Annotated in this window: 27 protein-coding genes; 8 read left to right on the forward strand and 19 right to left on the reverse strand. The window is 63.3% G+C overall.

From position 1 onward, the window contains the following. Positions 1–45: 45 nt before the first annotated feature. A complete protein-coding gene (locus GV002_RS08250) occupies positions 46–351 on the forward strand; it encodes a hypothetical protein (protein WP_160017855.1) in 306 nt (101 codons plus the stop codon). Between the two features lie 4 nt (positions 352–355). Here GV002_RS08250 and GV002_RS08255 read toward each other — a convergent pair whose 3' ends face one another. The 13 genes from GV002_RS08255 to GV002_RS08315 form a co-directional block, all read right to left on the reverse strand. Then, entirely contained in the window at positions 356–1,321 is a 966-nt protein-coding gene (locus GV002_RS08255; RefSeq protein ID WP_160017856.1) for a spore coat U domain-containing protein, read from the reverse strand. Continuing rightward, a complete protein-coding gene (locus GV002_RS08260) occupies positions 1,318–3,753 on the reverse strand; it encodes a fimbria/pilus outer membrane usher protein (RefSeq protein WP_372241820.1) in 2,436 nt (811 codons plus the stop codon). The genes GV002_RS08255 and GV002_RS08260 overlap by 4 nt, the downstream gene beginning before the upstream one ends. Beyond that, positions 3,641–4,399: a molecular chaperone gene (locus GV002_RS08265; protein WP_160017858.1), complete on the reverse strand. Its 759-nt coding sequence runs from the start codon at positions 4,397–4,399 to the stop codon at positions 3,641–3,643. Before GV002_RS08265 ends, GV002_RS08260 begins: the two co-directional genes overlap by 113 nt. 3 nt (positions 4,400–4,402) lie before the next feature. Next, positions 4,403–4,975 carry a spore coat U domain-containing protein gene (locus GV002_RS08270; RefSeq protein ID WP_160017859.1) on the reverse strand — a complete coding sequence of 191 codons (573 nt, stop codon included), beginning with the start codon at positions 4,973–4,975 and terminating at the stop codon, positions 4,403–4,405. After that, complete coding sequence (locus GV002_RS08275) at positions 4,975–5,475, reverse strand: spore coat U domain-containing protein (RefSeq protein WP_160017860.1); 501 nt, start codon at positions 5,473–5,475, stop codon at positions 4,975–4,977. The genes GV002_RS08270 and GV002_RS08275 overlap by 1 nt, the downstream gene beginning before the upstream one ends. 52 nt (positions 5,476–5,527) lie before the next feature. Then, on the reverse strand, positions 5,528–6,061 hold the full coding sequence (locus tag GV002_RS08280) for a spore coat U domain-containing protein (protein WP_160017861.1): 534 nt from the start codon (positions 6,059–6,061) through the stop codon (positions 5,528–5,530). Positions 6,062–6,282: 221 nt separating this feature from the next. Further along, the gene (locus tag GV002_RS08285; RefSeq protein WP_160017862.1) at positions 6,283–7,104 is read right to left on the reverse strand and encodes an ABC transporter ATP-binding protein; all 822 of its coding nucleotides are present in this window, start codon (positions 7,102–7,104) and stop codon (positions 6,283–6,285) included. Beyond that, positions 7,101–8,165: a FecCD family ABC transporter permease gene (locus GV002_RS08290; RefSeq protein ID WP_160017863.1), complete on the reverse strand. Its 1,065-nt coding sequence runs from the start codon at positions 8,163–8,165 to the stop codon at positions 7,101–7,103. The genes GV002_RS08285 and GV002_RS08290 overlap by 4 nt, the downstream gene beginning before the upstream one ends. A 1-nt stretch (position 8,166) precedes the next feature. After that, positions 8,167–9,168 carry a FecCD family ABC transporter permease gene (locus GV002_RS08295; RefSeq protein ID WP_160017864.1) on the reverse strand — a complete coding sequence of 334 codons (1,002 nt, stop codon included), beginning with the start codon at positions 9,166–9,168 and terminating at the stop codon, positions 8,167–8,169. Next, entirely contained in the window at positions 9,168–10,082 is a 915-nt protein-coding gene (locus tag GV002_RS08300; RefSeq protein WP_160017865.1) for an ABC transporter substrate-binding protein, read from the reverse strand. The genes GV002_RS08295 and GV002_RS08300 overlap by 1 nt, the downstream gene beginning before the upstream one ends. Positions 10,083–10,263: 181 nt before the next feature. Next, complete coding sequence (locus GV002_RS08305; RefSeq protein WP_160017866.1) at positions 10,264–10,965, reverse strand: glutamine amidotransferase; 702 nt, start codon at positions 10,963–10,965, stop codon at positions 10,264–10,266. Positions 10,966–10,977: 12 nt separating this feature from the next. Then, on the reverse strand, positions 10,978–11,991 hold the full coding sequence (locus GV002_RS08310) for a homoserine dehydrogenase (protein ID WP_160017867.1): 1,014 nt from the start codon (positions 11,989–11,991) through the stop codon (positions 10,978–10,980). Between the two features lie 18 nt (positions 11,992–12,009). After that, positions 12,010–12,432, reverse strand: coding sequence for a VOC family protein (locus tag GV002_RS08315; RefSeq protein WP_160017868.1), 423 nt, complete (start codon positions 12,430–12,432; stop codon positions 12,010–12,012). A gap of 102 nt (positions 12,433–12,534) precedes the next feature. Between GV002_RS08315 and GV002_RS08320 the strand changes: the two genes are divergently transcribed. Then, positions 12,535–13,404, forward strand: coding sequence for a LysR family transcriptional regulator (locus GV002_RS08320; RefSeq protein WP_160017869.1), 870 nt, complete (start codon positions 12,535–12,537; stop codon positions 13,402–13,404). A gap of 129 nt (positions 13,405–13,533) precedes the next feature. Then, positions 13,534–14,184, forward strand: coding sequence for an oxygen-insensitive NAD(P)H nitroreductase (gene nfsB, locus GV002_RS08325; protein WP_160017870.1), 651 nt, complete (start codon positions 13,534–13,536; stop codon positions 14,182–14,184). A gap of 41 nt (positions 14,185–14,225) precedes the next feature. Here nfsB and GV002_RS08330 read toward each other — a convergent pair whose 3' ends face one another. Continuing rightward, entirely contained in the window at positions 14,226–14,621 is a 396-nt protein-coding gene (locus GV002_RS08330) for a RidA family protein (RefSeq protein WP_075748042.1), read from the reverse strand. Positions 14,622–14,761: 140 nt separating this feature from the next. Here GV002_RS08330 and GV002_RS08335 point away from each other — a divergent pair, with 140 nt between their 5' ends. From GV002_RS08335 to GV002_RS08350, 4 genes are all read left to right on the forward strand, one after another. Next, positions 14,762–15,682: a LysR family transcriptional regulator gene (locus GV002_RS08335; protein WP_160018907.1), complete on the forward strand. Its 921-nt coding sequence runs from the start codon at positions 14,762–14,764 to the stop codon at positions 15,680–15,682. A 182-nt stretch (positions 15,683–15,864) separates the two neighbouring features. Beyond that, the gene (locus GV002_RS08340) at positions 15,865–16,482 is read left to right on the forward strand and encodes a TetR/AcrR family transcriptional regulator (RefSeq protein ID WP_160017871.1); all 618 of its coding nucleotides are present in this window, start codon (positions 15,865–15,867) and stop codon (positions 16,480–16,482) included. Next, positions 16,466–16,945: a DUF1348 family protein gene (locus GV002_RS08345; protein ID WP_075748038.1), complete on the forward strand. Its 480-nt coding sequence runs from the start codon at positions 16,466–16,468 to the stop codon at positions 16,943–16,945. The genes GV002_RS08340 and GV002_RS08345 overlap by 17 nt, the downstream gene beginning before the upstream one ends. A 68-nt stretch (positions 16,946–17,013) precedes the next feature. Further along, positions 17,014–17,925 carry a LysR family transcriptional regulator gene (locus tag GV002_RS08350; RefSeq protein ID WP_160017872.1) on the forward strand — a complete coding sequence of 304 codons (912 nt, stop codon included), beginning with the start codon at positions 17,014–17,016 and terminating at the stop codon, positions 17,923–17,925. 7 nt (positions 17,926–17,932) lie between these two features. Here GV002_RS08350 and GV002_RS08355 read toward each other — a convergent pair whose 3' ends face one another. Then, positions 17,933–18,211, reverse strand: a complete 279-nt coding sequence (locus GV002_RS08355; RefSeq protein ID WP_017362973.1) for a peptidylprolyl isomerase — start codon at positions 18,209–18,211, stop codon at positions 17,933–17,935. 148 nt (positions 18,212–18,359) lie between these two features. On the opposite strand from GV002_RS08355, the gene GV002_RS08360 reads away from it, so the two are divergent. Continuing rightward, positions 18,360–19,577 (forward strand): PilT/PilU family type 4a pilus ATPase, encoded by a 1,218-nt coding sequence (locus GV002_RS08360; RefSeq protein ID WP_178094628.1) that lies wholly within the window; start codon positions 18,360–18,362, stop codon positions 19,575–19,577. Here GV002_RS08360 and GV002_RS08365 read toward each other — a convergent pair. From GV002_RS08365 to GV002_RS08380, 4 genes are all read right to left on the reverse strand, one after another. Further along, positions 19,574–20,323 (reverse strand): substrate-binding periplasmic protein, encoded by a 750-nt coding sequence (locus GV002_RS08365; protein WP_160017873.1) that lies wholly within the window; start codon positions 20,321–20,323, stop codon positions 19,574–19,576. The genes GV002_RS08360 and GV002_RS08365 overlap by 4 nt on opposite strands. 68 nt (positions 20,324–20,391) lie before the next feature. Next, on the reverse strand, positions 20,392–21,345 hold the full coding sequence (locus tag GV002_RS08370) for a sensor domain-containing diguanylate cyclase (protein WP_160017874.1): 954 nt from the start codon (positions 21,343–21,345) through the stop codon (positions 20,392–20,394). After that, positions 21,332–22,159, reverse strand: a complete 828-nt coding sequence (locus GV002_RS08375; RefSeq protein WP_160017875.1) for an alpha/beta fold hydrolase — start codon at positions 22,157–22,159, stop codon at positions 21,332–21,334. Before GV002_RS08375 ends, GV002_RS08370 begins: the two co-directional genes overlap by 14 nt. A gap of 106 nt (positions 22,160–22,265) precedes the next feature. Beyond that, positions 22,266–24,227 carry an acetoacetate--CoA ligase gene (locus GV002_RS08380; RefSeq protein WP_160017876.1) on the reverse strand — a complete coding sequence of 654 codons (1,962 nt, stop codon included), beginning with the start codon at positions 24,225–24,227 and terminating at the stop codon, positions 22,266–22,268. Positions 24,228–24,285 lie beyond the last annotated feature (58 nt).

Here is a 24,285-nt window from a genome sequence, read left to right on the forward strand (position 1 = left end):
TTTGACCTTCACCGCAGCAGGCCATCCTTACCGTAGACCGTCATCATGTTGTTTCACCGATTTCTTGCCTTGTTCGTGGCCACCGCGCTGTGCGCCACTGCCAACCTTTGTTTTGCTGAGCAGATCAGCGGGCAGCTACAGATCAGCCTGACCATTCTGAAGCGTTGCGAGGTTGCTGTTCGTGGCGATGTTGCTGCCGTGCACTTGTCCGCGCGTGACTGTGAGCATGCCGTCTATCAGGTGCAGGACGCTCACGGGCGAGCCTTACCGTCGAGCCTGAATGCAGAGGCGACCTCGATGGTGCTGCCTGCCGGCGGTGATGCCGGCTCGACGCTGGTGATCTACTGGTAATGCTTCAGTAGTTGATGATCAGCAACACGTTGTCGGTATAGACGCCCACCGGCGCGTTGGCTTGCCCGGGGTCCAGAATCGCCTGGTAGTTGAAGCTCTGCGAGTTACCCGTGCCGCTGGCCGTCAGCGGTGAGGCGGCGTTCCAGATCAGGCTGCTGCCGCTGTAGTAGAGGTTGTAGCGAATGAACTGGCTACCATTGGTCAGGCGTCGCCAGGGCGCCTGGTAGTTCTGCCCGTTGTCGAAACTCAGCGTGTAGCCCTCGGTGTTGGTGCAGGTCACGGCGAAGGTGCGCTGTTGCGCGCTGAACTGGCTGATCAGGGCGTTGGCGCCAAAGTCCACGTTGGGCAAGGTATCGACGCGACAGGCCTTGCTGACCACCAGGGTGACGGTCAGTGTGGCGAGTGACCCTGTACCCCAGTTGGTGGGGGCACCGCAGATCACGACACAGCTTTGCGTCAATCCGGGGCTGCGGTTCCAGGCGCAGATATTGAGCGCGCCGACTGTGCAGATCGCCCAGTCCCAGCGCAGGGTGATGGTGGCGGTGTAGGTGCCGGCTGGTACGTTGGGGCCCGGGTTGGTGCGGAAATACAGGCCGATGGCGCTGGAGCTGCCACCGAGCGCCAGCAGGTTGATTGCACCGAGCTGTTGCGGTTGACCGGCTACCAGCGCCTGGTTGTAGCCGGCGTCCTGAAACACCTGAAAAGGGATCTGATTGCCCTGGCCGTCCTGCAGAGCCAGAGTGCCGGGGTTCTGCAACGTGACCCGGACGTAAGCACCCGCCAGTACCTGCAGCAATCCCGGACAGGCGAGGCCCGCGCCGGCTGCTGCTTGTTGCTGTGAGGTGCGCAAACTCAGAGAGTTGGTGTTGCCCAGATTGACCGAGCCCCCGGCATAAGTGCTACAGGCATGGGCCGGCACACTTACCAGTGTGCCGCACAGCAGGAGTGCGTAAATCAGCCAGCGAATCATGGCTGACCGTCCTGCTGCAGGCAGGCGAGGGGGCCGACCACGGCCATTTCCACGGCGCTGTCGTCCAGCGAGAAGCGGCTGCTGCAGCTGCCGCCATCGGCCAGGAGTACCTCCAGTTGGTTGTCCTTCGCCAGCCCTTCGAAATACAACTGGCCGTCCCAGCCGATGTAGGTGCGCTGACCGCTGGGGCGATGCAGCACCTGGCTGCCGCGTGGCAGTGGTTGTCCCAGGCCGTCGACCAACTGGATGCTGGCTGACAGGCTCATCACCATGGGGAAGGCGAGCAATGCGCCGCTGCCCTGGTGCACGGCGATGCGCTTCTGGGTTTCCGACAGTTGCAGGTTGCTCGGCAGATTCAGCAGGTCGACTTCGTACTGGCCGGGGTAGTAAGACGGCACCCAGGGCACCAGCAGGTAACCTGCCGAGTCGGTACGACCCAGCAATTGATGTTCGTAGCGCACGGGCACATCTGAATAACCCTCGGTGCTGACCAGCACGAAGGCATCGTCGATCCGGTTGCTGGCGAATACCTGGCCCTGCATGGCCACCAGCGAGCCGCTGACGCCGCCCCACCGGGTAGTGATGCCGTCGTTCTGGTAGGCGCCTGCCTGCACCTGTGCATGTTGGGTACGCCACGTCAGGTCAGCCTGGCGGTATTCATTGTCGCCGCCGGCATAGCCAAGGTTCCAGCCCAGACCGCCGTCGCTGGGTGGGTTGCGGCTGTAATTGGCGCGTGCGCGCTGGTTACCGTTGCTGTCTCGCTCCACGCCTGTGGTCAGAGTGGAGTACAGGTCGAACGGGATGACCAGTTGTGCCTGGATGGCATGCGAGGCGTCGTCCAGCTGGCGGTTGAGGGAGAGAAAGAAGCTGGCGCTGCCCCACAGGCTGCGTGACCAGGACAGGTTGAGCAGGCGTGTGCGCCGCCCGCTGTGTTCCTCACTGGCGAAGTAGCCGATGCCGAATGATCCTAGCCCCTCCGGGCTGAAACTGAAGGTCAGTTGATCGAGGATCTTGCTCAGCGGGCCGCCGGCCAGGTCGTTATCCAGGGCGTTCGCGACGCTCAGGTCGGCATAGCCCGAGGTGCGCTGGATGCGCTGCGCGGTGATGCCGAAGCGACGCGCGTAGTAGCTGTAGCCGAGGCTGTACTGCTGGCCGTTGCCGATACCGCTGCTCTGGCTCACGGAACTGGTCAGGGTGCCCATCAGACCAAGTCCGACGGTAGCGCCGATACCAGCCTGGCGCAGGCCTGCGCCGGCTTCGGCATGGCTTTCCAGGGTGAGGCTGTCGGTCAGGCCATAGCGCAGGCTGCCGCTGCTCACCAGGCTGCCGTAGGAAAAATCGTCCACGCCATAGTTGCGGCGCAGTTTGCCCAGCGACAGGGAGAAGTCCGAAAGCCCCTGGCGCAGCAGGGTATCGGTCACATAAAAGGGTACGGTGGTGGATACCTGGCGCCCCAGCACATCCGTGGTCACCAGCGTCGCGGTGCCGGCGCCGCTGATGTAAGGCACGGTGTTGAGGGTAAAGGGGCCGGGGCGCAGCTCCTGTTGACCGAGGCGGGCGTCGTCGATGAACAGATCCACGGTGCTGGGCACTGCAGCATCGCCATCGAACCGCGGTAATGGGTAAGTGACCAAGTCCGGACGCAAAGAGAAGTTGCGTGAAATCTGCAGCCCACCAAGGCGGACCGCGCTGTTCCAGGTCAGCGCGCCGGTGATCAGGTCGCCAGCGCTGAGGCTGAGCATGCGTTGTTGATCGTTGAAACGCCAGGTGCTGTCGTAGCGGGTATAGCCATCGCGATAGCCCGGCCCGGAGAAACTGTGGCGATAGACGCCCGTGTTGGAAATCATGCCGAAGCCGTCGAACACCCGCTGTTCCAGCCAGGTGTTGGCGTAGTGGCCAGCGTTGTCGGTGTGGTTGTAGTAGAGGTCATAGTTGAACAGCACGCCGAACGCACTCTGCGCCTGCATCGGCTCGCTCAGGCTGCTGGGGCCGAAACGCTGATGTGGCAGCCATTCGCTGGGCAGGGTGAGCAGCAGACGCTGGCTGTCCTGTTGATATTCGCTGCGCAGGGTGTCGATCCGGTCCAGAGCGACCCAGGGCGTCGTCTCCGAGGGCAGGCGCACGCCTGCGGCGAGCAGATCGTCGCGTTGGGCGAATAAACGGCCCTGATGTTCTCTCACTTCCACCACCTTGCCGCTGGACAGCTCATTGACGATCAACTCCAGGTAGAGCAACTGCGCCTCGGCGAACTGCTGTGCGTCATCGCCATGGGCTGACGGGACTGACAGCAAGGTGGCCAGTAGCAGCAGTACCAGCGATCTACTCAGCGGCCAGCGGCTGCTTCTGTCGACTTTCGTTGATGCGTGCCTGCACCTGGCCGCTGCGCACGCCTGTCGGCAGAGGCCAGCGCATCTGCGCACCAGGTAGCACATAACCGAGAAGCCCTTCGGCCAGTGGCTGTTTGCCGCTGTCTCGCGATAGATCGACCTGGGATAGCCGGGCCGGGGCGGGGCCGAGGTTGCGCAGGTAAAGGAAGGCGCCGTTGCTACCGTCAACGACGCGGTAGCGCAGATCGGGAGCCAGTGGCTGGCCCTGGCCTGGCGCATCTCGCGCACCGTCATCCAGATAGGCCCCAGGCCCGACCACGAACAAGGGCACCGAGTAACGCATCTGGAATTGCACGCCCAATTGGGACGGCCGCGGTTGTGGCGGCAAAACCTCGTCGACCAGCACACGGTAGGTGCGCAGCGTGCCGGCACTCGGCGGCTCCAGGTTGACCAGCCTGACCAGCTGCCGCTTGCCCGGTTGCAGCGTTGCCATTGGCGGGCTGCCCACGACCTGCTTCTGCGACGTCAGGCGATCTTCGAATTCCTCCTGCTCCCAGGCCAGTACGCGCACCTGCACATCCACTGGTTCCTGCCCGCGATTCTCCAGCCACAGCGCGGCTGATTTCTGTCGATCGGCTTCGATCAGCGGATTGATCGGCCAGATCAGGATGGAGCTGGCAGCCTGTATGGCCAGACTCGCCAGCGCTGTGGTCAGCGCCAGGCAGCAGGCGAAGAGGGGGCGTGTGCTCATGATTCAATAACTCACGGTCACGGTGACGGTGTCGGTATAGATGCCGGCCGAAGGCAACGGGCTGACACTGAACAGGCGGGCATAGACCGTGTAGGTCTGGGTGGCGCCGCCAACAGGGAAATTGATGCTCATGCGCGTGCCTCCGTTGCTGCCGTCGCCCCAGATGATGCTGCGTGCGGCGTCCTGGTACAGCTGGTAGCGCAGGCGCTCCGCGCCACGCGCCAGGTAGCGTCCGCCGGCCACGCTGCCGGTATTGAGCCCGGCATTGAGCGACAGCGTGACGGCAGTGCCGGGAGAGCACTGCAGTACGATGGACCCATTGTCTGGTGTGCTGGCCGCATCCAGGTTGCTGGGCAGGGTGCTGACCTGGCCGAATGAAATGTTGCCGAACGAGGTGGCGTCGCTGCCCCCGGCACCGAGCAGACAGCCCGGTACGATTTCCGCGCGCAACTGGAAGCTCTGGCTGACGATCTGGTCGTTGATGCCCGTGTCGCCACGAGCCGGCAAGGCGTGCATGACCAGTACGGTCAGGCAGAGAAGGTGAGTGACCACGAGTGAATGGGCCCGGCACGGCATCACCAACTCACCGTGACGGTCAGGGTATCGCTGTAGCTTCCGGGAGGCGGGGCATTCTGTGCCGGCACGCGGGCGTAGATTGCCAGCCACTGATCCTGGCCATTGCCGGTGGCGCTGACTCCCGTGCTGTTGTCCCAGACGATGGCGTAGTCCGCGCCGGTGTAAAGGTTGTAGCTGATTACGGCGGAGTCGGGACCGACCATCTGCCGATTGTTGGTGGTGCCGCTGTAGCCGGCATTGATCAGTACGCGATAGGGGATGTTCTGCTGGCAATTGACGCGCAAGGCACCTGCGTCTGGTTGACCAACCAGGGTAAGCAGGTTGTCGAGTCTGAGGTGGGTGCCGAAATCCAGGGTCCCGAAGCTGACGCCCGAACCGCTGCTGCTGCCCGCCTGACAGGCCGGTAACACCTCGACATTCAGGCCGATGGTGGCGGTCTTGTCGACTGCCGGCAGGACTGCTGGGGCCATCAAAAGCAGGGAGGCGATCAGGCAGCGCATGGCTATTCTTCCCGGAAAAGTTCGAGATCCTCTTGCTTTGGGTGTGTGGTACCTACCAGGCGATGGTGACTTGTACGGTGTCCGTGTAGGTACCTGGGCTTGGGGTGGTCTGTGAGGGCACGCGGCCGTAGACGATCATTTCTTCGTTGGCACCGGTGCCAGTGCCGGAAAGCACTGTGCCTGTGGCGCCACCGTCTCCCCAGGGTTCGGTGCGGCTGCTGTCCTGATAGAGGTTGTAGGCGACGTACTCACCGGCATTGATCATGCGCCTTTGGCTGCCGGACGCGTTCTGCCCGGCGCTCAGTGCAACGCTGTAGTCGGTTCCCAAGCTGCATTGCAAGCCAAACGAGCTGCCCCCGGCGCTGCCGAAGGAGCGGCCATCGATCAGGTTGGCGAGGTCGTTGTAGTCACCGAAGGACAGTGATCCGAAGGTGTTGCTGGAGCCGCCGGCCGTGCCGTTGGTTACCGTGCAGCCGGTGCCGATGGTGATCTGAACGTTGAGTTGACCTTGCAGCTCGCCGGCAGAGAAAGCCGGTGCAGCGAAGAGCGAAAGTGCCAGGGCGGCGGTTCTCGTGACGGGCTTCATCGGTCGAGTCCCTTCGAAATGGAGTTGTTTGGACCATAGTCCAGACCTCCCCCGTGCTCAAAGAATGCGCATTCTCGGCTTGAGCGGCCGTAACTCAGTTTGGATATATAACTGATTGATTGGTCGGCAAAACTCTGTCCGTGTAAGAGATGGCGACATATTTCATGAGGTGATCTCCTACATGTTTTTAAGATGATGATGGCAAGATGATTCCCTGCTGCTCAAAGCCTGCTGACCCCCGCAATCACTGGCGTGCCGCTCAGCGGATCGCGCAGCAGCGTGCAACGTACGCCGTAAAGACGCTCGACCAGATCCGACGTGACGATCTCATCCGGGCGGCCGCTGGCGACGATCCGGCCCTGGTGCATGGCGATCAGGTGATCGGCGTAGCGGCAGGCGCTGGAGAGGTCGTGTACCACCATGACGATGGTCTTGCCGGCTGCAGCGAGTTGGCGGATCAGTTCGAACACTTCGATCTGATGGCCCAGGTCCAGTGCCGAGGTGGGTTCGTCGAGCAGTAGCAGAGGCGTGGCCTGGGCGATGGCCATGGCGATCCAGGCGCGCTGGCGCTGACCACCGGACATCGACTCCAGCGGCCGGTCGGCCAGTTCCAGCAGATCGGCGGCGACCAGTGCCGCATCGACGATGGCCTGGTCTTCCTCGCTCCACTGGCGCAGCAGGCTCTGGTGCGGCTGGCGGCCGAAGCGGATCAGTTCGCTGACCGTCAGGCCGTCTGGGGCGCTGGCATCTTGCGGCAGCAGTGCAAGCCTACGCGCCACTTCACGTGACGGCAGGCTGCCGATGGCCTTGCTGTCGAGCAGGACGCTGCCTGATAAGGGTTTGTGCAAACGAGCCAGGCCGGCAAGCAGGGTGGATTTGCCGCAGCCGTTGGGGCCGACGATGGCGCTTACCTGGCCGCTGGGAATCATCAGGTCGAGGTTTTCGATGATGCGGGTCTGGGCATAGCCCATGCTCAGGTCGCGGGCTTCGAGGCGCACGTCGGACTGGCGTGCGTCGCCGAGCAGTGAGGAAAGCAGGGTCATGTCGAGCTCCTTGGGGCCTGGCGCAGCAGAATCCACAGCAGGTAGGGGCCGCCCACCACAGCAGCGATTATGCCGACCGGGATTTCGATGGGCGCCAGCAGGGTACGACCGAGCCAGTCTGCGAGGATCATCATCAGTGCGCCGGACAGCGCCGCGTTGAGCACCGGCACGCCGTGGCGGTTGCACAGGTGGCGGGCCATTTCCGGCGCAGCCAGGGCGATCAGGCCGACCGGACCGACCACCGCAACGGCCAGCGCCGTGAGCCAGACGCACAGCGCCAGGGTGAGCAGGCGCATGCGTTGTAGACGTACACCGAGGCCGATGGCGACGTTGTCGGAAAAGCGCATCAGGCTCAGGGCATTGACCAGCAGCTTGGCCAGCGGTAGGCCCGCGGCCAGGCCGATACCGAGCAGCAGAACCGAGTCGGCCGGGCGTGCATTGAGGCTGCCGACCGTCCAGGGGTAGGCGGCGTTGGCGGCATCCATGTCGCTGCGTGCCAGCATCAGGTTGGTCAGCGCGCCGAACAATGCGCCGATGGCGATGCCGACGACGATGAAGCGATAGCCGCGTGCGCCACCGCCGGCGGCCAGGGCAAAGGTCAGTATCGCAGCGCTGGCGGCGCCGCTCAGCGCCAGGGCCGATGGCGCCAGGCTGGTAGGTACGGCGACGATGGACGCGACGGCGAAGGCGGTGGCGCCGTTGTCGATACCGATCACCCCCGGCGTGGCCAGGCGATTGCGCGCCAGGGTCTGCAGCAGGCATCCGGCAGCCCCGAGAGCGGCGCCGCTGAGCAGGCCGGCGATCAGCCGGGGCATGCGCAGCTCCTGAATCAGGAACACCTGCAGCGCCTCGCCCTGGCCGAAGGCGGCCAGCAGGGCTTTGCTGGGCGTGAGGGCGTCGTCGCCTGCCGCCAGTATCCAGGTGGCGACAGTGGCCAGCAGCAGGCTGAGGATCAATGCGACGACCATGCTGCGCCTGTGCAGCATCAGGCTGTAGTCACCCAGGCGCAGCAGGTGATGGCCGGCCGGGGCGAGCAGGGGGCGTGAGGAAGAAATATTCATGTCACAGGGTCGGCAAGCGGTGGTTGCGCACCACGGCAATCAGGATCGGCGCGCCGACGAAGGCGGTCACCACGCCCACCGGCAGTTCGTAGGGGCGCACCAGCAGGCGCGAGATGACGTCAGCCAGCAGCAGGACGCAGGGGCCGAGCAGCATGCTCAAGCCCAGGGTGCGGCGGATGTCCGAGCCGACCAGGCGACGTGCGATGTAGGGCACGATCAGACCGATAAAGGCGATGGGGCCGGCTGCAGCGGTGGCGGTGCCGACCAGGATTGCGACCGCAAGCAAGGTGCCCAGGCGCGTCAGTTGCGGATGGTGACCCAGGCCGCTGGCGACGCGCTCGCCCAGCGCCAGGGCCGCCAGCGGACGCACCACCAGTAGCGCCATCAACAGTCCGCCGAGCAACCCCGGCAGGCTCCAGTCGAGCGTGTCCAGCGGGCGACCCGCCAGGGCACCGATGACCCAGAAGCGCATTTCATCGGCGGTGCGCTGGTCCCATAACAGCAGCAGGCTACTGAGCGCGCCAAGCATGCTGGAGAACGCGGCGCCGGCCAGCACCAGGCGTACGGGATCGTCACCGACGCCACGCATACGCGTGACCAGCAATACCAGCACGCAACCGACAAGCGAGCCGAGCATCGCCACGCCCAGATGCAGGCTGGCAGCCGAGGCGCCCAGGTTGATCGCCAGCACCACGGCGAACGAGGCGCCGGCGCTGACCCCGAGCAATCCGGGTTCGGCCAGCGGGTTGCGCGTCACCGCTTGCAGCAGCACACCGGCCGCGCCAAGGGCGAGGCCGACCAACAGGGCCAGTTCGGTGCGCACCCAGCGCAGTTCGAAGACGATGAAGCGAGCATCCTCATCACTGCCGCCGAGCAGGGCTTGCAGGCTGGGCAGGATGCCGATGTCACCCGCGCCCAACAGCAGGCTCGCGACGCACAAAAGCAACAGGCACACAGCCGTGTAGCTCAGCGCCTGAGGGACGGAAAGGCGTGCAGCGAGCATCAGTCGAGCAGAGCCTTCTCCACGTCATCGAGTACCTGTTGAGCCGCCAGGTAACCGGAGCTGCTGCTCCAGATCTGGCCGTCGACGGTCACCACATGACCGTCGACGACGGCTGACAGGCGAGTGAAGGCAGGTTGCTTGCGCGCGTCTTCCAGGGCCTTGCGACCATCCGGATTGAGCGTGGCGAGGAAGATCCAGTCGGCATTGATGCGTGACAGGTTCTCCAGACTCAGCACGTCGCTGTGCGGCTTCTGCGCCTGGGCTGCGGCCAGCTCGTTGGCGCGCAGGCCGAGGTCGTTCAGCAACTGGCCAACGAACAGGTGGCTGGACATGATCACCGGCCCTTGCGGGTTCCAGCGCACCACGCTGACTGCCTGGCCCTGCGGCAGACGGTGGCGCAGTTCGGCGCTGCGTTTGTCGATTTCGGCGAGGCGTTGTTGGCCTTCTTCCTGTTTGCCGAGGGCCTGGGCGTAGGTCAGGTAGGTCTTGCGCCAGTCCTGGAAGGAATTGCCGGTGGGCACCACGGTGGGCGCCATCAGGCTCAGTTTGGCGTACAGATCGCGTGACAGGTCGCTGGAGGCCAGTACCAGGTCCGGCTGCAGGCGCAGGATGGCCTCCAGGTTGGGCTCGCGTACGCTGCCCACCAGGGTGATCTTGCCTGCCGTGGTCTTGAGATAGTCCGGCACGTCGTCGCCGCCGCGACTGGCTAGAGTGCCGACCGGCTGTATGCCGAGTGACAGCGCCGCATCCAGGGCGCTGTCGCCCAGTGCAACCACGCGCTGCGCAGTGCCGCTGATTTTCACTGGGCCGTAGGCGCTGTCCAGCGTGCGTTCGCTGGCGTGCAGGGGCAGGGCGAGCAGCAGCGACGTGGTAATCGCCGCCGCAGTGCGTTGCAGGTGAGAGCGGATAGACATGCTGGACTCCGGGTCTAGACGAGTAGCGGCAAGCGCTGCTTCAGGCAGGATCGAAAGCAAGCTATCTTTTACTAGGCGAGTTAATGAAAATCCATCGCATTTACGAAGTGTTTACAGGATGCAAGCGCTGAATGAGCCGGTGGCGCCCGAGCCTTGTCATGAGGCTCGGGCCTGCTGCTGCTCAGTGCTTCAGCTTGGCCAGCCAATCGCCGAGCATGATGGCGCCCGCTTGCCCAAGGGCGCTGGCATGACGCTTGGCGTCGTGACGCAGGGTGACGGGATCGATGCCCGAGCTGGCCAGTTCGCTGGCATGGCCCAGCAGCCAATGCTCGAAGCGGTCGCCGCGCACTTCCGGGTGAAATTGCAGGCCCAGCACGTTTTGCCCGCGAGCGAAGGCCTGCTGGCGGCACAGCGGGGTCGAGGCGAGCAGGGTGCAGCCTTCCGGCAGGTCGAAGGTGTCGCCATGCCAATGCAGCACGGCGACGTCGCGCAGGGCGGCGAGTGGCTGATAGTCGGAGGCTGCCAGCTCCAGCGTCGACCAGCCGATTTCCTTGGCTGGCCCTGGGTAGACGGTGGAGCCCAATGCCGCAGCCATCAGCTGCGCACCGAGGCAGATGCCCAGCGTCGGCTTATCGGCTGCCAGCCGTGCGCGCAGTATTTCCAGTTCAGCGGAGACGAGCGGGTAGCGGTCGTGGTCATAGACGCCGATAGGGCCGCCGAGCACCACCAGAAGGTCGGCTGCGAGCGGGTCGAGTTGACTGAGGTCACGTTCCGCTGCGTCGATGTACTCGATCTGGTAGCCGGCAGCGCGCAGCGGCGCCTCGAAGCTGCCGAGATCCTCGAAACCGACGTGGCGGATGGCTTGCAGGGTGCGTTCGGTCATTTGCAATGTCCGTCAGTAAAGGAGGGGGGCATGCCCCCTGGCCTGGAGAATATGTTCGAAGTCCTTCAGGGCGGCGGCTGCTGTGGCGAGGGGTTCAGCGCCGCCGCCAATGGCGATCGTCTCGCCCATGGCGTCGCTGTTGACGCGGATCGCCTTGTTCTTCCCGTTCACCTGGGCGAAGGGGTCGGACAGCGGATAGGTCTTGATCCCGACGCTGGCGCGGATCGCACCGTCCACGGAGCTGAGGCTGCCGACCAGACGGGGAACCAGGCCCTGTGCTTGCCAGGCTGCGATACGCTGCGCGGTGACCGAATGGATGCCATCGACCTCGACGTCAGCCATTGTCAGCTGGGCGCCAAGGCCGAAGTTGGCCAGCAGCAGGAGTTTGCAGGCAGTGTCCCAACCTTCGGTGTCGTTGCGCGTATCCGCTTCGGCGAAACCGCCGGCTTGTGCCTCGCGCAGTGCTGCATCGAAACCAAGTCCCTGGGTGCGCATGGCGTCGAGCAGGTAGTTGGTGGTGGCGTTGAGAATGCCCTCGACGCTGAGCACCTTGCAGCCGGCCAGGCTGTGTTCGAGCAGGTCGAGTGTGGGCAGGGCGGCTGCGGCCGCACCGCTGAGTTTCAGCTGCGCCCCGGAGGCGCGCGCCAGTTCGCGCAGGCGCGGCCCGCTATGCACCAGCGCGCCCTTGGAGATGACGATGCAGTCCCGCCCGGCAGACAGCGCCGCACAGAGATAGTCCAGGCCCGGCCCGCCGCTGCGAAAATCGCTGGGGCCGGCCTCGATCAGCACCTCAGCACCACTCGCCGCGACGAAATCCGGCCCCGACAGCCCAGGCTTCAGGTCGTCCAGTTGGTGGACCTGCAGGCCATTGGCATCTGCCAGGCCGGCGCGTGAGCCACATACGGCAACCAGTTGCACGTCCACGCCATAGGCCTGGCGATAGTGGTCGCGACGTTGCAACAGCAGGTTGGCCGTGGCGCGGCCGACACCGCCGAAACCAGCGATTGCAACCTTGAGCGTTTGCATGGGGCGTTCCTTTCGCTGTCAGCGGGCGAATAGGTTGTTGATGTCGGCGAAAGCCTTCATTTCGACGGCGTTGCCGCTTGGGTCCTTGAAGAACATCGTCGCCTGTTCGCCCGGCTCGCCCTTGAAGCGGATATAGGGCTTGATGATGAACTCGACACCGGCGGCGGTGAGTTTATCGGCAGCGACCTGCCAGTCGTGCATCGGCAGGACGACGCCGAAGTGGCGCACCGGCACGCCGTGGCCGTCGACCGCGTTGGCCGGTACCGAGCCTGCTTCGTCAGGCGCCAGGTGGGCGACGATCTGATGGCCATAGAAGTTGAAGTCGATCCACTCTGACGAGCTGCGACCTTCGCTGCAGCCGAGCAGGTTGCCGTAGAAGTCGCGGGCGGCGGCCAGGTCGTCAACCGGAAAGGCCAGGTGGAACGGGCATAGTGCGGTCATCGGGGTTCCCTCGTTGGTGAGTGGAATCATCCTATTCGGCGACAAGCCTCTTAAAAAACTATATGTTCTGATCATGAGCAAAACAAAATCTTATCAATCGACATGATCATCGAACTGCGCACGCTGATAGCGGTGGCTCGCTATGGCACCTTCAGCGCCGCGGGTGAGCGCATCGGCCTGACCCAGGCAGCCGTCAGCGGCCATATGCGCCGCCTGGAAGAAAGCCTGGGTTTCGCTCTGTTCGATCGTACCGGTCGTTCGGCCATATTGAATGCTGCAGGGCTGCGTACGTTGGCGCGTGCCGAGGCGCTGGTCGCCGGTTTCGATGCCTTGGGCGAGCCGACTCAAGACGAGGAATGGGCCAAACCGCTGGAGATTGGCGCGATCGCCTCGGTGCACGCGACCATCCTCACGCGCGCGCTGGTGCCTTTTCGTCTGCGCTTTGCCAACTGCCGGGTGAATCTGTCGCCTGGCGTTTCCCTGCAGTTGATGGATCGAGTCGAAGCGGGGGAGCTCGACCTGGCCATCCTCATCCGTCCGGCGTTCGAGCCGCCGCGGGAGCTGGAGTGGACGCCGCTGGCATGCGAGAACTACGTGCTGCTTGCCGCCAGCAACGTGGTGGGCGATGACTGGCTGTCGGTGATTCGCGAGCAGCCCTTTATCCGCTATAGCCGCTCGTCCTTCGGTGGTCGCCAGGTGGAGCGCTTTTTACGCGACCACTCTTTAACGTTGCAGGAGTGGATCGAGGTCGACGATATCCAGGCGATGCTGTCGATGGTCGAGAGCGGCCTTGGCGTGGCCGTGGTGCCGTTGACGGAAACCATCCTGCCGTTGCCGGCCAGCGTTCGCGTCATCGCGCTCGGCCCGACGCCCATTCATCGGGAGATCGGTGCGCTGTATCCCAAGGTCAGTCGCTCGGCGGCCGTAGCGGGTTTTATCGAATGCTTGCAGAGCGCCGGCGTGGCTCGCTAGAGGGCTGATGCCTGCCCGCATTTTCATCTTTGCTTTGAAACTCCTAGCGGCTTTGCCTGCTTTTTTCATGCGCAGGCATACTGCAGACTGACGCCCATTTCGCATCATCCATCGATCAGGAGAGTGTTCATGAGCCCCGTTTCCTTCGCACGTCAGCGTTACACCACCAAGGCTTACGATGCCAGTCGCCAGGTGGATCAGGCGATCATCGACGAGCTGCTGGAGTTGCTGCGCCTGTCGCCGTCTTCGGTCAATTCGCAGCCCTGGCACTTCGTCGTGGCGAGCACTGCCGAAGGCAAGGCGCGCCTGGCCAAGGGCGCTCAGGGCGGCTTTGCCTACAACCAGTCGAAGATCCTCAATGCCTCGCACGTGATCCTGATCTGCGCCCGCCGTGACCTCGATGATGCTTATCTGGCCGATGTGCTGCAGCAGGAGGCCGATGATGGCCGCTTCCGCGACGATGCGGCGCGTACGACTCAACACAACACCCGCAGCAGTTACGTCGAACTGCACCGTGGCCTTGGCGACATCCCGCACTGGGCAGAAAAGCAGGCTTATCTGGCGCTGGGCACCTTGCTCCTGGGTGCTGCTGCCAAAGGCGTCGACGCCACGCCGATGGAGGGCATCGACCGCGAGGCGCTGGATGAGGAACTGGGGCTGGCCGCCCAGGGGTTGAGCAGCATGGTCGCGGTGGCGCTGGGGTATCACAGCGACAGCGATTTCAATGCCGCGCTGCCGAAGTCGCGTCTGCCGGCCGAGCGCGTCTTCACTCACCTCTGAGCCTTTCGGCTGCGCCCCTCGTCACGGGGGCGCATCGCTGTTCACTCTGGCAGCTTGGCGATCACCTTGATCTCGAAATCGAAGCCGGCCAGCCAGGTCACGCCGACCGCAGTCACGTTCGAGTAGGGCGCCTCACCCCAATAGTCGGCTACCACCTCCCAGATGGTTTCGAACTGCGCATGCGGGTCGAGCATGAATACGGTGGTGTCGACCACGTCATCGAAGCTGCAACCTGCTGCAGCGAGGATCGCATTGAGGTTGGCGAAGGCAAGGCGCACCTGCTCTTTCAGGTCGGGTTCGGGCGAGCCGTCCTTGCGACTGCCGACCTGACCGGATACGAACAGAAAACCGTTGGAACGAATCGCCGGCGAATAGCGATGAAGTTCATACAGGTCATGGCGGTCGGCCGGGAAAACCACATCACGTTTGCTGGTCATTGTTGCCTCCATCTGGGCCGCTACGGCCCGCTGTTAACGATGGAGTCACTTTAAAAACACGGCCGGGCTGGATAAACGAGCAACTCTGGTCATGACTGTTTGTAGAATCCAAACAATCATGAGCTTAAGAGAGATGCATGATGGATCGTTTCGATGCGATGCAGGCCTTCGCCCGCGTGGTGGAAACCGGCAGTTTCACCAAGGCGGCAGCCACCCTGCACATGAGCAAGACCAGCGTGACCCAGCTCGTTCAGCAACTGGAAGCACGGCTGCGGGTGCGCCTGCTCAACCGCACCACGCGCAAGGTCAACGTCACCGCTGACGGCGCCGCCTACTACGAACGTGTGGTGCGTCTGCTGGCCGATATCGACGATGCCGAGACCAGCCTGTCCAGTGCATCGATGGCGCCGCGCGGCCGCCTGCGCGTGGACGTACCCAGTCCCTTCGCGCGCATGCTGCTGATCCCGGCCTTGCCGGCATTTTATGCGCGTTATCCGGAAATCCAGCTGACCATGGGCGTTAGTGATCGGCTCATCGACATCATCGGTGAGAACGTCGACTGCGTGGTGCGCGGCGGTGAGATCACCGATCAATCGCTGATCGCGCGCCATGTCGGTGATCTCCAGCTCGGTATCTATGCCACGCCGGGCTATCTGCAGCGCGCTGGCACGCCGATGCATCCGCGCGAGCTGGAGGCGGCCGTTCATCATACGGTGGGTTTTCTCTGGTCGCGCACCGGCAAGGCCTTGCCCTATGCGATGCAGCGGGGTGAGGAACGCATCGAGGCCCATGGCCGCCCGCTGCTGACGGTCGACGATGGCAACGCCTATCTGGCTGCGGGGCTGGCGGGCCTGGGCATGCTCTGGCTACCGCATTACATGGCCAGGCCGCACCTGGCCAGTGGTGAACTGGTGCGTCTGTTCGACGACTGGCAGATGAAACCGATGCCGATGTACCTGGCTTTCCCGCCGAACCGCCATGTCAGCGCCAAGCTGCGGGTATTCATCGATTGGGTGGTGGCGCTGATGGCCGAGCATGCGCCGGTGTTGGGAAGGCAGTGAGTCATCGTCCGGCGGCAGGACCTGCATCCGGCGCCGGCGCGGCTGGCACCGGAGTGGGCGTCGCGGATCTCGGCAGAAACCTGGTCGGTATACCGTTGATCCTGGGTTTCGATAATTGAGTTGACTAAAGAGAATGATCGTTCTACCTTGCTGAGAACGATCATTCTCTATGGCCCTGACTCATGCTCGAAGACCCCTCGATCCAGCAGCGCTTGCTGCAAGCCACCGAACACCTGGTCTATGCCGGCGGTATCAATGCCACTGGTATGGACGCCATCGTCAAGGCCTCGGGTGTGGCGCGCAAAAGCATCTATCGCCTCTATCCGACCAAGGAAGCATTGGTTGCCGCCGCGCTGCGCGAGCGTGATGAACGCTGGATGCAATGGTTCGTTGCCGGCACCTCTGCGGGGTCGCCAAGTGAGCGGCTACTGGCAGTGTTCCCGCTGCTGCGCAGCTGGTTCTCGGCGCCTGACTTCCATGGCTGTGCCTTCATCAATGCTGCCGGGGAGATCGGTGATCCCGACAGCGAGATCCGCGCCGTCGCGTTGCTGCACAAGCAGCGCTTGCTGGCCTATCTGAGCGAACTGACCACGGCCTGCGGCTTTGCCGAAGCCGAGGAAATGGCCAGGCAGTTTCTCCTGCTGATCGATGGTGCTACCGCCGTCGCCATGGTCACCGGCCAGGCGGATGCCGCCGACAGCGCCGGCCGTACTGCGCAACTGCTTCTGCAATCCCTATCGCCCAGCAATGGGCTCAACCCCCCCGCAAACCTGAGGTGCCGTCATGTCGTCAAATACTGAAGTTCGTCCTCCGTTGCCGCCGTTCACTCGCGAGAGCGCCATCGAGAAGGTCCGCCTGGCCGAGGATGGTTGGAACAGCCGTGATGCGGCCAAGGTCGCACTGGCCTACAGCCTCGATACGCGCTGGCGCAACCGCGCCGAGTTCGCCAATGGCCGCGATCAGGCGCGTGCCTTCCTCGAGCGCAAGTGGGCCAAGGAGCTGGAGTACCGTCTGATCAAGGAACTCTGGGCGTTCACCGACAACCGTATTGCCGTGCGCTATGCCTACGAATGGCGCGACGACTCGGGCAACTGGTTTCGCTCCTACGGCAACGAGAATTGGGAGTTCGGCGCGGACGGCCTGATGATCAATCGCTATGCCTGCATCAACGACCTGCCGATTCAGGAGGCCGAGCGCAAGTTCCGCTGGCCCCAGGGCCGTCGTCCTGACGATCATCCGGGGCTGTCCGAGCTGGGCCTCTGATCCGGGCTATGTGGGCACGGGAGTTGCTGCTTTAATGCGCCCACCAATCCGTGTTCCGAGGCTCCTGGATGAATCGCAACGACCTGCGCCGCGTCGACCTGAATCTGCTGGTGATCTTCGAAACCCTGATGTTCGAGAAGAACCTGACCCGCGCCGCCGAGAAGCTGTTTCTCGGCCAGCCGGCGGTCAGTGCGGCGCTGGCCCGGCTGCGTGATCTGTTCGACGATCCGCTGCTGGTGCGTAATGGCCGTGGCTTTGAACCGACGGCGCGAGCGCTGGCGATTCTCAGGGAGCTGCAGCCGGCCATGGACACCATCTCGGGTGCAGTCAGTCGTGCTCGCGAGTTCAACCCGGCCAGCAACCGCGACACCTTCCGCATCGGTCTGTCCGATGATGCCGAGTTCGGCCTGTTCCCGGCCTTGCTCAAGCAGATTCGCGAAGAGGCGCCGGAGGTGGTGATCGTGGTGCGGCGGGTCAACTTCCTGTTGATGTCAGCGATGTTGGCCTCGGGAGAAATTTCCGTTGGCGTCAGTTACACCACCGAGCTACCGGCTAACGCCAAGCGGCGCAAACTGCGCGAGATGAAGGTCAAGGTGCTGCGCGGCGACGACCGTCCCGGTGCACTGACGCTGGACGAGTATTGCTCGCGGCCGCATGCGCTGGTGTCGTTCTCGGGGGATCTGTGCGGCAACATCGACAACGACCTGGCGCGACTGGATCGCTCGCGTCGCGTGGTGCTGGCGGTGCCGCAGTTCAGTGGCTTGCGCTCGATCATCGCTGGCACGGAAATGCTCGCCACAGTCCCGGATTTCGCCGCAGCGGCGTTGATCGACGGAACTCGCCTGCGCGCGGATGACCCGCCATTCGAGCTGGTCAATTCGGATCTGTCGATGGTCTGGAGCGGGGTGACCGACAACGACCCTGCCGAGCGCTGGCTGAGGGGCAAGATCGTCGAGTTCATGGGCGAGCCAGGCGCCTGAGCAGGGCTCAGTCGCGATAGAACACCTGAATCAGGTGATAGCCGAACTGGGTCTTCACCGGGCCGTGCACTTCGCGCAGCGCCTTCTTGAAGATCACCTGATCCACTGCACGCACCATCTGCCCGGGCCGCACTTCACCGAGGTCGCCACCTTTCTTGCCGGAGGGGCAGGTGGAGTGCTTGCGTGCCAGCACATCGAAGGCTTCGCCAGCGGCAATGCGCTTCTTCAGCGCGGCGGCTTCCGCTTCGGTCTTGACCAAGATGTGGCGGGCCATTGCCTTAGCCATTGATGGGCTCCTCAATTCTGTCAGGGCGCTATTGTGCCAGTATTCATTGCGCCAGCAGAATGGCGTCAATTTTGTGGGTTGTGCGTTGTCCGCGGTGCGGACGAATCATGGCCTATGGTATTTCAATCGCGCTCACGGAAACGCCGCCATGGATCTCCAAGCAATGCTGAAAATCCTGTCCACCCAGGATGGCTCCGATCTCTATCTGTCTACCGGCGCGCCGCCCTGCGCGAAGTTCAATGGCGTGCTCAAGGCGCTGAGCCAGGAGCCGATGAAGGCGGGCGATGTGGCAGCGATTGCCGAGTCGATCATGGACAGTGCCCAGCGTGAGGAATTCGAGCGCGAACTGGAGATGAACCTGGCGATATCGCTGGCCGGCGTGGGGCGTTTTCGCATCAACATCTTCAAGCAGCGCAACGAGGTGTCCATCGTCGCGCGCAACATCAAGCTGGATATACCGCGCTTCGAAGACCTCAAGCTACCCGAAGTGCTGCTCGGCACTGTGATGGAAAAGCGCGGCCTGGTGTTGTTCGTGGGCGGCACCGGCTCAGGCAAGTCGACCTCCCTGGCGGCGCTGATCGACTACCGCAACCGCAACAGCGGCGGCCATATCATCACCATCGAAGACCCGGTGGAGTACGTGCACCGGCACAAGAAGTCGATCATCAACCAGCGTGAGGTGGGCGTGGACACCCGCAGCTTCCACGCCGCGCTGAAGAACACCCTGCGCCAGGCGCCGGACGTGATCCTGATCGGCGAGATCCGCGACCGCGAAACCATGGAGCATGCCTTGGCCTTCGCCGATACCGGGCACCTGGCGATCTCCACGCTGCACGCCAACAATGCCAACCAGGCCCTGGATCGCATCATCAACTTCTTCCCCGAGGATCGTCGTCCGCAGTTGCTCAACGACCTTGGCAACAACCTCAAGGCATTCGTCTCGCAGCGTCTGGTCAAGACCGTGGATGGTAAACGCCGCGCCGCGGTGGAGGTGATGCTGGGTACGCCGACGGTGCGCGACCTGATCAAGCGCAACGAGTTTTCCGAGCTCAAGGAAATCATGGAGAAATCCAAGAACCTCGGTATGCAGACCTTCGATCAGGCCTTGATCGATCTGGTACATGAAGGGGCAATCGACGAGGAAGAGGCGGTGAAGAACGCCGACTCGGCGAACAACGTACGCCTGAAGCTCAAGCTACACCGCGACAACCCGGCCAATGCCCGGCCTGCGCCCGCCGCAGCACCGGTGGCGGCACCCGTTGCGCCACCGAAAGCTGCCTCGGCAGGCGACTGGGGGCTGGAACTGAAGCTTGAGGACATCGAAGAGGAGCTGCCGCCAGAGGATCCGGGGCGGCAGGGGATTTAGGGGGCGGGCTGCAGCGGCAAATAGGCCTGACGCAGACGCTGGCTGACGCCGTCCTGTTCCAGTTCGCTGATGGCGGTGCGTAGTTGTTCGACCAGTTGCACATCGCAGTCCTTCGAGCAGCCCAGATACAGGCCGGTACTGGCCAGGGTCGGGCTTCTGCGCAGATTTTGCCCGCGATAGGCCGAGCTTTCCCAGATGTACAGCGCCTCCGGCACCCCGGTGAACCAGGCGTTGATACGTCCAAGGCTGAGCAGGTGGGCCGGGTTTTCGCCCAGTTTGAGTTGCACGATCTGCTCGTCGCTGAAACCTTGGCGCTGCAGGATGCCCACCTGCGCCGTGCCCAAGCCGACACCTACGCGGCGATAACGCTGGCGGGCCTGCATGAAGCTGGTGACCGGTTCGTCCAGGCTGAAGAAGGCGCGCTCCAGTTCCATGACCGAGGCAATCCAGGTATACAGCTCCTCGCGTTCGGGCGTTCGCGACAGGGGAATGATCAGCATGTTCCTGCCCCTGGACACATTGACCTGGGCGCGTGGCCAGGGCTCGGCGACGATGTGGGTGAGTTTGCCAATCCTTGCCAATGCAGCCAGCACCACGTCACCCGCCATGCCATGGCCGCTTTCATAGTCATGCAGCGTCAGCGGCGGCGCGTCTGGCATGTACAGCTTGATGGGTTCGTGGGCGGATGCGGTTCCAGCTAGCATCAACGCCAGCAGTAGGCAGAAAAACGTATGCACGACGAACATCCTGTTGTCATTGTTGCTTCAGTATAGGAGGCGTTTGCGGCCAGCTGCAGCGGCCGATCCTGAGCCGGCTACTCGTGCCGAATGCTGCGATTCCTACCCTGGGCTTTGGCTGTGTAAAGGGCTTTGTCCGCTACCGCCAGCAGACGCTCCAGGTAGCGTTCGCATGGTTTAAGGCTGGCGATGCCGATGCTCACCGTGACAGCCTGGTGGGCGATTTGCAGGGCCTTGACCTGATCATGCACGCGCTCGGCGATATCGCCGGCCTCATCGAGATCGGCGTTGGGCAGCCATATCGCGAACTCTTCGCCGCCGTAGCGCACCACACTGTCGCCACTGCGCACGCTGGCCAGAAGACGCTGCGCCATATCCACCAGAACTCGATCGCCCTCGGCGTGGCCGAAGCGATCGTTGATCTGTTTGAAGTGGTCGATATCGATCAACAAAAGGCTACCGCAGGCCAGGTCGCTGACGCTGCCGAGCCACTGCTCGACGTGCACTGACAGCGCCCTGCGATTGCTCAGCGCAGTCAGTGGGTCGGTATGGCTGAGTTGTGCAAGTTGCTCGGCTTCGCTCTGAATTTCCACGGCGTAGGTGGCCAACTGGGCGTAGGCGCTCTGCAGCGCCAGGTTGGCCTTGGCCAGTTGGGCTGCGCTTTCCTGCGCCTGTTCGCGAGCCTTGAGCAGCTCTGCTTCGAAACGCTGGCGGTCCTTGGCGACGAAGAACAGCCAGATGACCTCCGGCGCGCCATCGACTTCGCTGATGCGCGCGTTGGCCATGACGGGTATTGCCTGGCCGCCTTCTGATTGCAGTTGCAGGTAAAGCTCACTGAACTCACCGTTGCGCAGCAGCAAGGGCCAGGCGTGGGTTTGCAGGAAGATGCGGCTGGCTGGCGGAAAGAACTGATCCATGCCTTCGGCCGCGCCTGCACCTGCCAGGCGCTTGAAATCGCAATTGCAATGCTTGATTCGGCCGTTGCAGTCAGTGACCAGTACCGGGCCGGGTAGGCGATCAAGATAGAACACGTGCTTGTGCTCCCATCAGGTAGCGATGCATGGCGGCGCTCACCAGTTCAGGATGGCTCATGTGCGCGCAATGGCCGCTGACGTCCAGCGTTTCCAGAGCGCTGCCGATGAGGGCGGCATGCAGATAGTCGGCAACTGGCGTGGGAACCAGTGCATCACGCTGGTGGTGCAGGATCAGGCAGGGCGACAGGCACAGCTGCAGCGCCGGGCGGATATCGGAGAAGAAGGTGGCCTGAGCGAAGGCATGAGCCATGATTGGGTCGGTCGAGCAGAAACTGTCGGAGAGCTGCTGGGTGACGGCGGGAGCCTCGTCGGCCGATACCAATGGTGCGAACTGCTGGGCCCAGCCCAGATAGTTATGGGCCATCAGTTCCAGTAGCCCCTCCAGGTCACTGCGCTCGAATCCTCCGTGATAGTCGGGCGGATCGTTGAGAAAGCAGGGGGACGGACCGAGAAGAATAAGCCGGGAGAACAGCTCGGGGCGCCTGATGGCAGCGAGAATGCCGACGCTGCAACTGATCGAGTGGCCAACGAAGGTCAGATCACCCGAGAGTTCGAGGGCGTCGCACACTTCCAGAAGGTCCTCTACGTAACCCTCCAGTTGGGCATAGCGGGCAGGGTGGAAGGCGTTGGCATCGGAGCGGCCGCTGCCGACATAGTCAAACAGCACCTGGTGCCAGTGCTGGCTGAAGGCTGGCGTGACCTTGCTCCACATATCCTGATTGCAACCGAAGCCGTGGCCGTAGATGAGCGTTGGGGCATTGGCCGTTTCCGCTTTCAAGCGTTGAACGTTGTTGCGCTGGATGATGTTCATGCCGCCACCTTGCCATGTGCCGAGTCGACCTTGGCCAGGACTCAGCTGCTGTGAAGACGAAAAAATGGCGCCAGTATAGTGATTTTTTCTGGCTGGTGGCTTTTTGCTACAGATCGTCCGTCAGCCCTGGCAAGTTGCGGTAAAGCTCAAGCGCCTGAGGGTTGGCCAGGGCATCGGTGTTCTTCACCGGGCGCCCGTGGATGACGCTGCGCACCGCGAGTTCGACGATCTTGCCGCTGAGGGTACGTGGAATATCGGCGACCTGGAGGATCTTCGCCGGCACGTGGCGTGGCGTGGTGTTGGCGCGAATCACTCGGCGAATTTCTTCGCGCAGGGTGTCGTCCAGCGTCACGCCATCACGCAGGCGTACGAACAGCACCACGCGCACGTCGCCCTGCCAGTCCTGGCCAATGACAATGGACTCCAGCACCTGCGGCACCTTTTCCACCTGGCGATAGATCTCAGCGGTGCCGATGCGCACGCCGCCCGGGTTGAGCACGGCATCGGAGCGGCCATGAATGACCAGGCCACCATGAGCGGTTTCCTCGGCATAGTCGCCGTGTGCCCAGACGCCGGGGAAGGTAGAAAAATAGGCAGCGCGAAATTTCTCGCCATCCGCGTCGTTCCAGAAACCTACAGGCATCGAGGGAAAGTGTCGGGTGCAGACCAGCTCGCCTTTTTCTCCCATCACGGCTTGGCCACTGTCGTTCCACACCTGCACGTCCATCCCCAGGCCCTTGCACTGCAGTTCGCCGCGCCAGACTGGCAGGGTCGGGTTGCCCAGGGCGAAACAGGAGACGATGTCGGTACCGCCCGAGATCGAGGACAGGCACAGGTCACGTTTCACGTCGCGGTAGACGTATTCGAAGCTTTCGTGGAGCAGCGGCGAGCCGGTGGAAAGGATCGCCTTGAGCCTGCTCAGCTTGTGGCTTTCACGGGTTTTGACGCCGGCTTTCTCCAGTGCGGCGATGAATTTGGCGCTGGTGCCGAAGATGGAGATGTCCTCGGCGTCGATCAGATCGATCAGGCGCGTCGGTTCCGGATGGAAGGGCGAGCCGTCGTAGAGCACCAGGGTGGCGCCCAGCGCCAGGCCGGAAACCAGCCAGTTCCACATCATCCAGCCGCAGGTGGTGTAGTAGAACAGACAGTCATCGGCTGTCAGGTCGGTGTGCAGGCCCAGCTCCTTGAGGTGTTGCAGCAGGGTGCCGCCGACGCCATGGACGATGCATTTGGGTACACCGGTGGTGCCGCTGGAGTAGAGGATGTACAGCGGCTGTTCGAAGGCCACTGGGGTGAACTGTGGTGCGCCGCCGGGCTGGTAGAAATCCTGCCACAGGCTGATCGCTGCGACGGATTTGCAATCCGTGGCACGGGTGTCGAGCTTGGCGTAAGGCACCAGCACCAGATGCTGCAAGGAAGGCAACTGTTCGAGGATTTCATTGAGCTTGTCGGTCAGGTCCAGATTCTTCCCTGCATAGCGATAACCGGCGGCGGCGATCAGCACCTTGGGCTCGATCTGACCAAAGCGGTCGATCACTCCCTGGGTGCCGAAATCCGGCGAGCAACTCGACCAGGTGGCGCCGAGGCTGGCGGTGGCGAGCATGCCCACCACGCTCTGCCAGGTGTTGGGCATGAAGGCCGCCACGCGATCACCGATGCCCACGCCTGCGTTGTGCAGGGCGCGTTGCAGCCCGGCGACATGGGCAGCGAGTTGTGCATGGCTGAGTTGTTCGCGGCTGCCATCCTCGGCGATGGCCACCAGCGCCGGATGACCGTCACGGCGGCGCAGCAGGTGTTCGGCGAAATTCAGGGTGGCGCCGGGAAACCACTGAGCATCTGGCATTGCCGGGCCTTCGCGCAGGACGCATTCGGCAGCGCTATGGAAGCGAATGTCGAAGAAGTCGGCGATAGCCTGCCAGAAGGCTTCGCGCTGCTCGATGCTCCAGGCATGCAGGGCAGGGTAGTCGGCCAGGTGCAGGGCATGGCGGTCGTTGACGAAACGGCGGAAGGCATCCATGCGGGTGCCAGCGATGCGGTCGGCGGAGGGCGTCCAGAGAGGCTGCTGCATGGCCAGTCCTCGTCATTGCTTGTTCGTAAGCTTCAGGTTAGTACGCATGGGCAATCAG

This window comes from Pseudomonas sp. 8O (assembly GCF_902506495.1).
In the GTDB taxonomy this organism is placed as follows: Bacteria; Pseudomonadota; Gammaproteobacteria; order Pseudomonadales; family Pseudomonadaceae; genus Aquipseudomonas; species Aquipseudomonas chaetocerotis.

What these genes read in the sequence shown, in the direction of transcription:
- GV002_RS08250 (WP_160017855.1), top strand. Translation starts at nt 46, where the DNA reads ATGTTGTTTCACCGATTTCTTGCCTTGTTCGTGGCCACCGCGCTGTGC.
- GV002_RS08255 (WP_160017856.1), bottom strand. Translation starts at nt 1,321, where the DNA reads ATGATTCGCTGGCTGATTTACGCACTCCTGCTGTGCGGCACACTGGTA.
- GV002_RS08260 (WP_372241820.1), bottom strand. Translation starts at nt 3,753, where the DNA reads ATGTGCTACCTGGTGCGCAGATGCGCTGGCCTCTGCCGACAGGCGTGC.
- GV002_RS08265 (WP_160017858.1), bottom strand. Translation starts at nt 4,399, where the DNA reads ATGAGCACACGCCCCCTCTTCGCCTGCTGCCTGGCGCTGACCACAGCG.
- GV002_RS08270 (WP_160017859.1), bottom strand. Translation starts at nt 4,975, where the DNA reads ATGCCGTGCCGGGCCCATTCACTCGTGGTCACTCACCTTCTCTGCCTG.
- GV002_RS08275 (WP_160017860.1), bottom strand. Translation starts at nt 5,475, where the DNA reads ATGCGCTGCCTGATCGCCTCCCTGCTTTTGATGGCCCCAGCAGTCCTG.
- GV002_RS08280 (WP_160017861.1), bottom strand. Translation starts at nt 6,061, where the DNA reads ATGAAGCCCGTCACGAGAACCGCCGCCCTGGCACTTTCGCTCTTCGCT.
- GV002_RS08285 (WP_160017862.1), bottom strand. Translation starts at nt 7,104, where the DNA reads ATGACCCTGCTTTCCTCACTGCTCGGCGACGCACGCCAGTCCGACGTG.
- GV002_RS08290 (WP_160017863.1), bottom strand. Translation starts at nt 8,165, where the DNA reads ATGAATATTTCTTCCTCACGCCCCCTGCTCGCCCCGGCCGGCCATCAC.
- GV002_RS08295 (WP_160017864.1), bottom strand. Translation starts at nt 9,168, where the DNA reads ATGCTCGCTGCACGCCTTTCCGTCCCTCAGGCGCTGAGCTACACGGCT.
- GV002_RS08300 (WP_160017865.1), bottom strand. Translation starts at nt 10,082, where the DNA reads ATGTCTATCCGCTCTCACCTGCAACGCACTGCGGCGGCGATTACCACG.
- GV002_RS08305 (WP_160017866.1), bottom strand. Translation starts at nt 10,965, where the DNA reads ATGACCGAACGCACCCTGCAAGCCATCCGCCACGTCGGTTTCGAGGAT.
- GV002_RS08310 (WP_160017867.1), bottom strand. Translation starts at nt 11,991, where the DNA reads ATGCAAACGCTCAAGGTTGCAATCGCTGGTTTCGGCGGTGTCGGCCGC.
- GV002_RS08315 (WP_160017868.1), bottom strand. Translation starts at nt 12,432, where the DNA reads ATGACCGCACTATGCCCGTTCCACCTGGCCTTTCCGGTTGACGACCTG.
- GV002_RS08320 (WP_160017869.1), top strand. Translation starts at nt 12,535, where the DNA reads ATGATCATCGAACTGCGCACGCTGATAGCGGTGGCTCGCTATGGCACC.
- nfsB (WP_160017870.1), top strand. Translation starts at nt 13,534, where the DNA reads ATGAGCCCCGTTTCCTTCGCACGTCAGCGTTACACCACCAAGGCTTAC.
- GV002_RS08330 (WP_075748042.1), bottom strand. Translation starts at nt 14,621, where the DNA reads ATGACCAGCAAACGTGATGTGGTTTTCCCGGCCGACCGCCATGACCTG.
- GV002_RS08335 (WP_160018907.1), top strand. Translation starts at nt 14,762, where the DNA reads ATGGATCGTTTCGATGCGATGCAGGCCTTCGCCCGCGTGGTGGAAACC.
- GV002_RS08340 (WP_160017871.1), top strand. Translation starts at nt 15,865, where the DNA reads ATGCTCGAAGACCCCTCGATCCAGCAGCGCTTGCTGCAAGCCACCGAA.
- GV002_RS08345 (WP_075748038.1), top strand. Translation starts at nt 16,466, where the DNA reads ATGTCGTCAAATACTGAAGTTCGTCCTCCGTTGCCGCCGTTCACTCGC.
- GV002_RS08350 (WP_160017872.1), top strand. Translation starts at nt 17,014, where the DNA reads ATGAATCGCAACGACCTGCGCCGCGTCGACCTGAATCTGCTGGTGATC.
- GV002_RS08355 (WP_017362973.1), bottom strand. Translation starts at nt 18,211, where the DNA reads ATGGCTAAGGCAATGGCCCGCCACATCTTGGTCAAGACCGAAGCGGAA.
- GV002_RS08360 (WP_178094628.1), top strand. Translation starts at nt 18,360, where the DNA reads ATGGATCTCCAAGCAATGCTGAAAATCCTGTCCACCCAGGATGGCTCC.
- GV002_RS08365 (WP_160017873.1), bottom strand. Translation starts at nt 20,323, where the DNA reads ATGTTCGTCGTGCATACGTTTTTCTGCCTACTGCTGGCGTTGATGCTA.
- GV002_RS08375 (WP_160017875.1), bottom strand. Translation starts at nt 22,159, where the DNA reads ATGAACATCATCCAGCGCAACAACGTTCAACGCTTGAAAGCGGAAACG.
- GV002_RS08380 (WP_160017876.1), bottom strand. Translation starts at nt 24,227, where the DNA reads ATGCAGCAGCCTCTCTGGACGCCCTCCGCCGACCGCATCGCTGGCACC.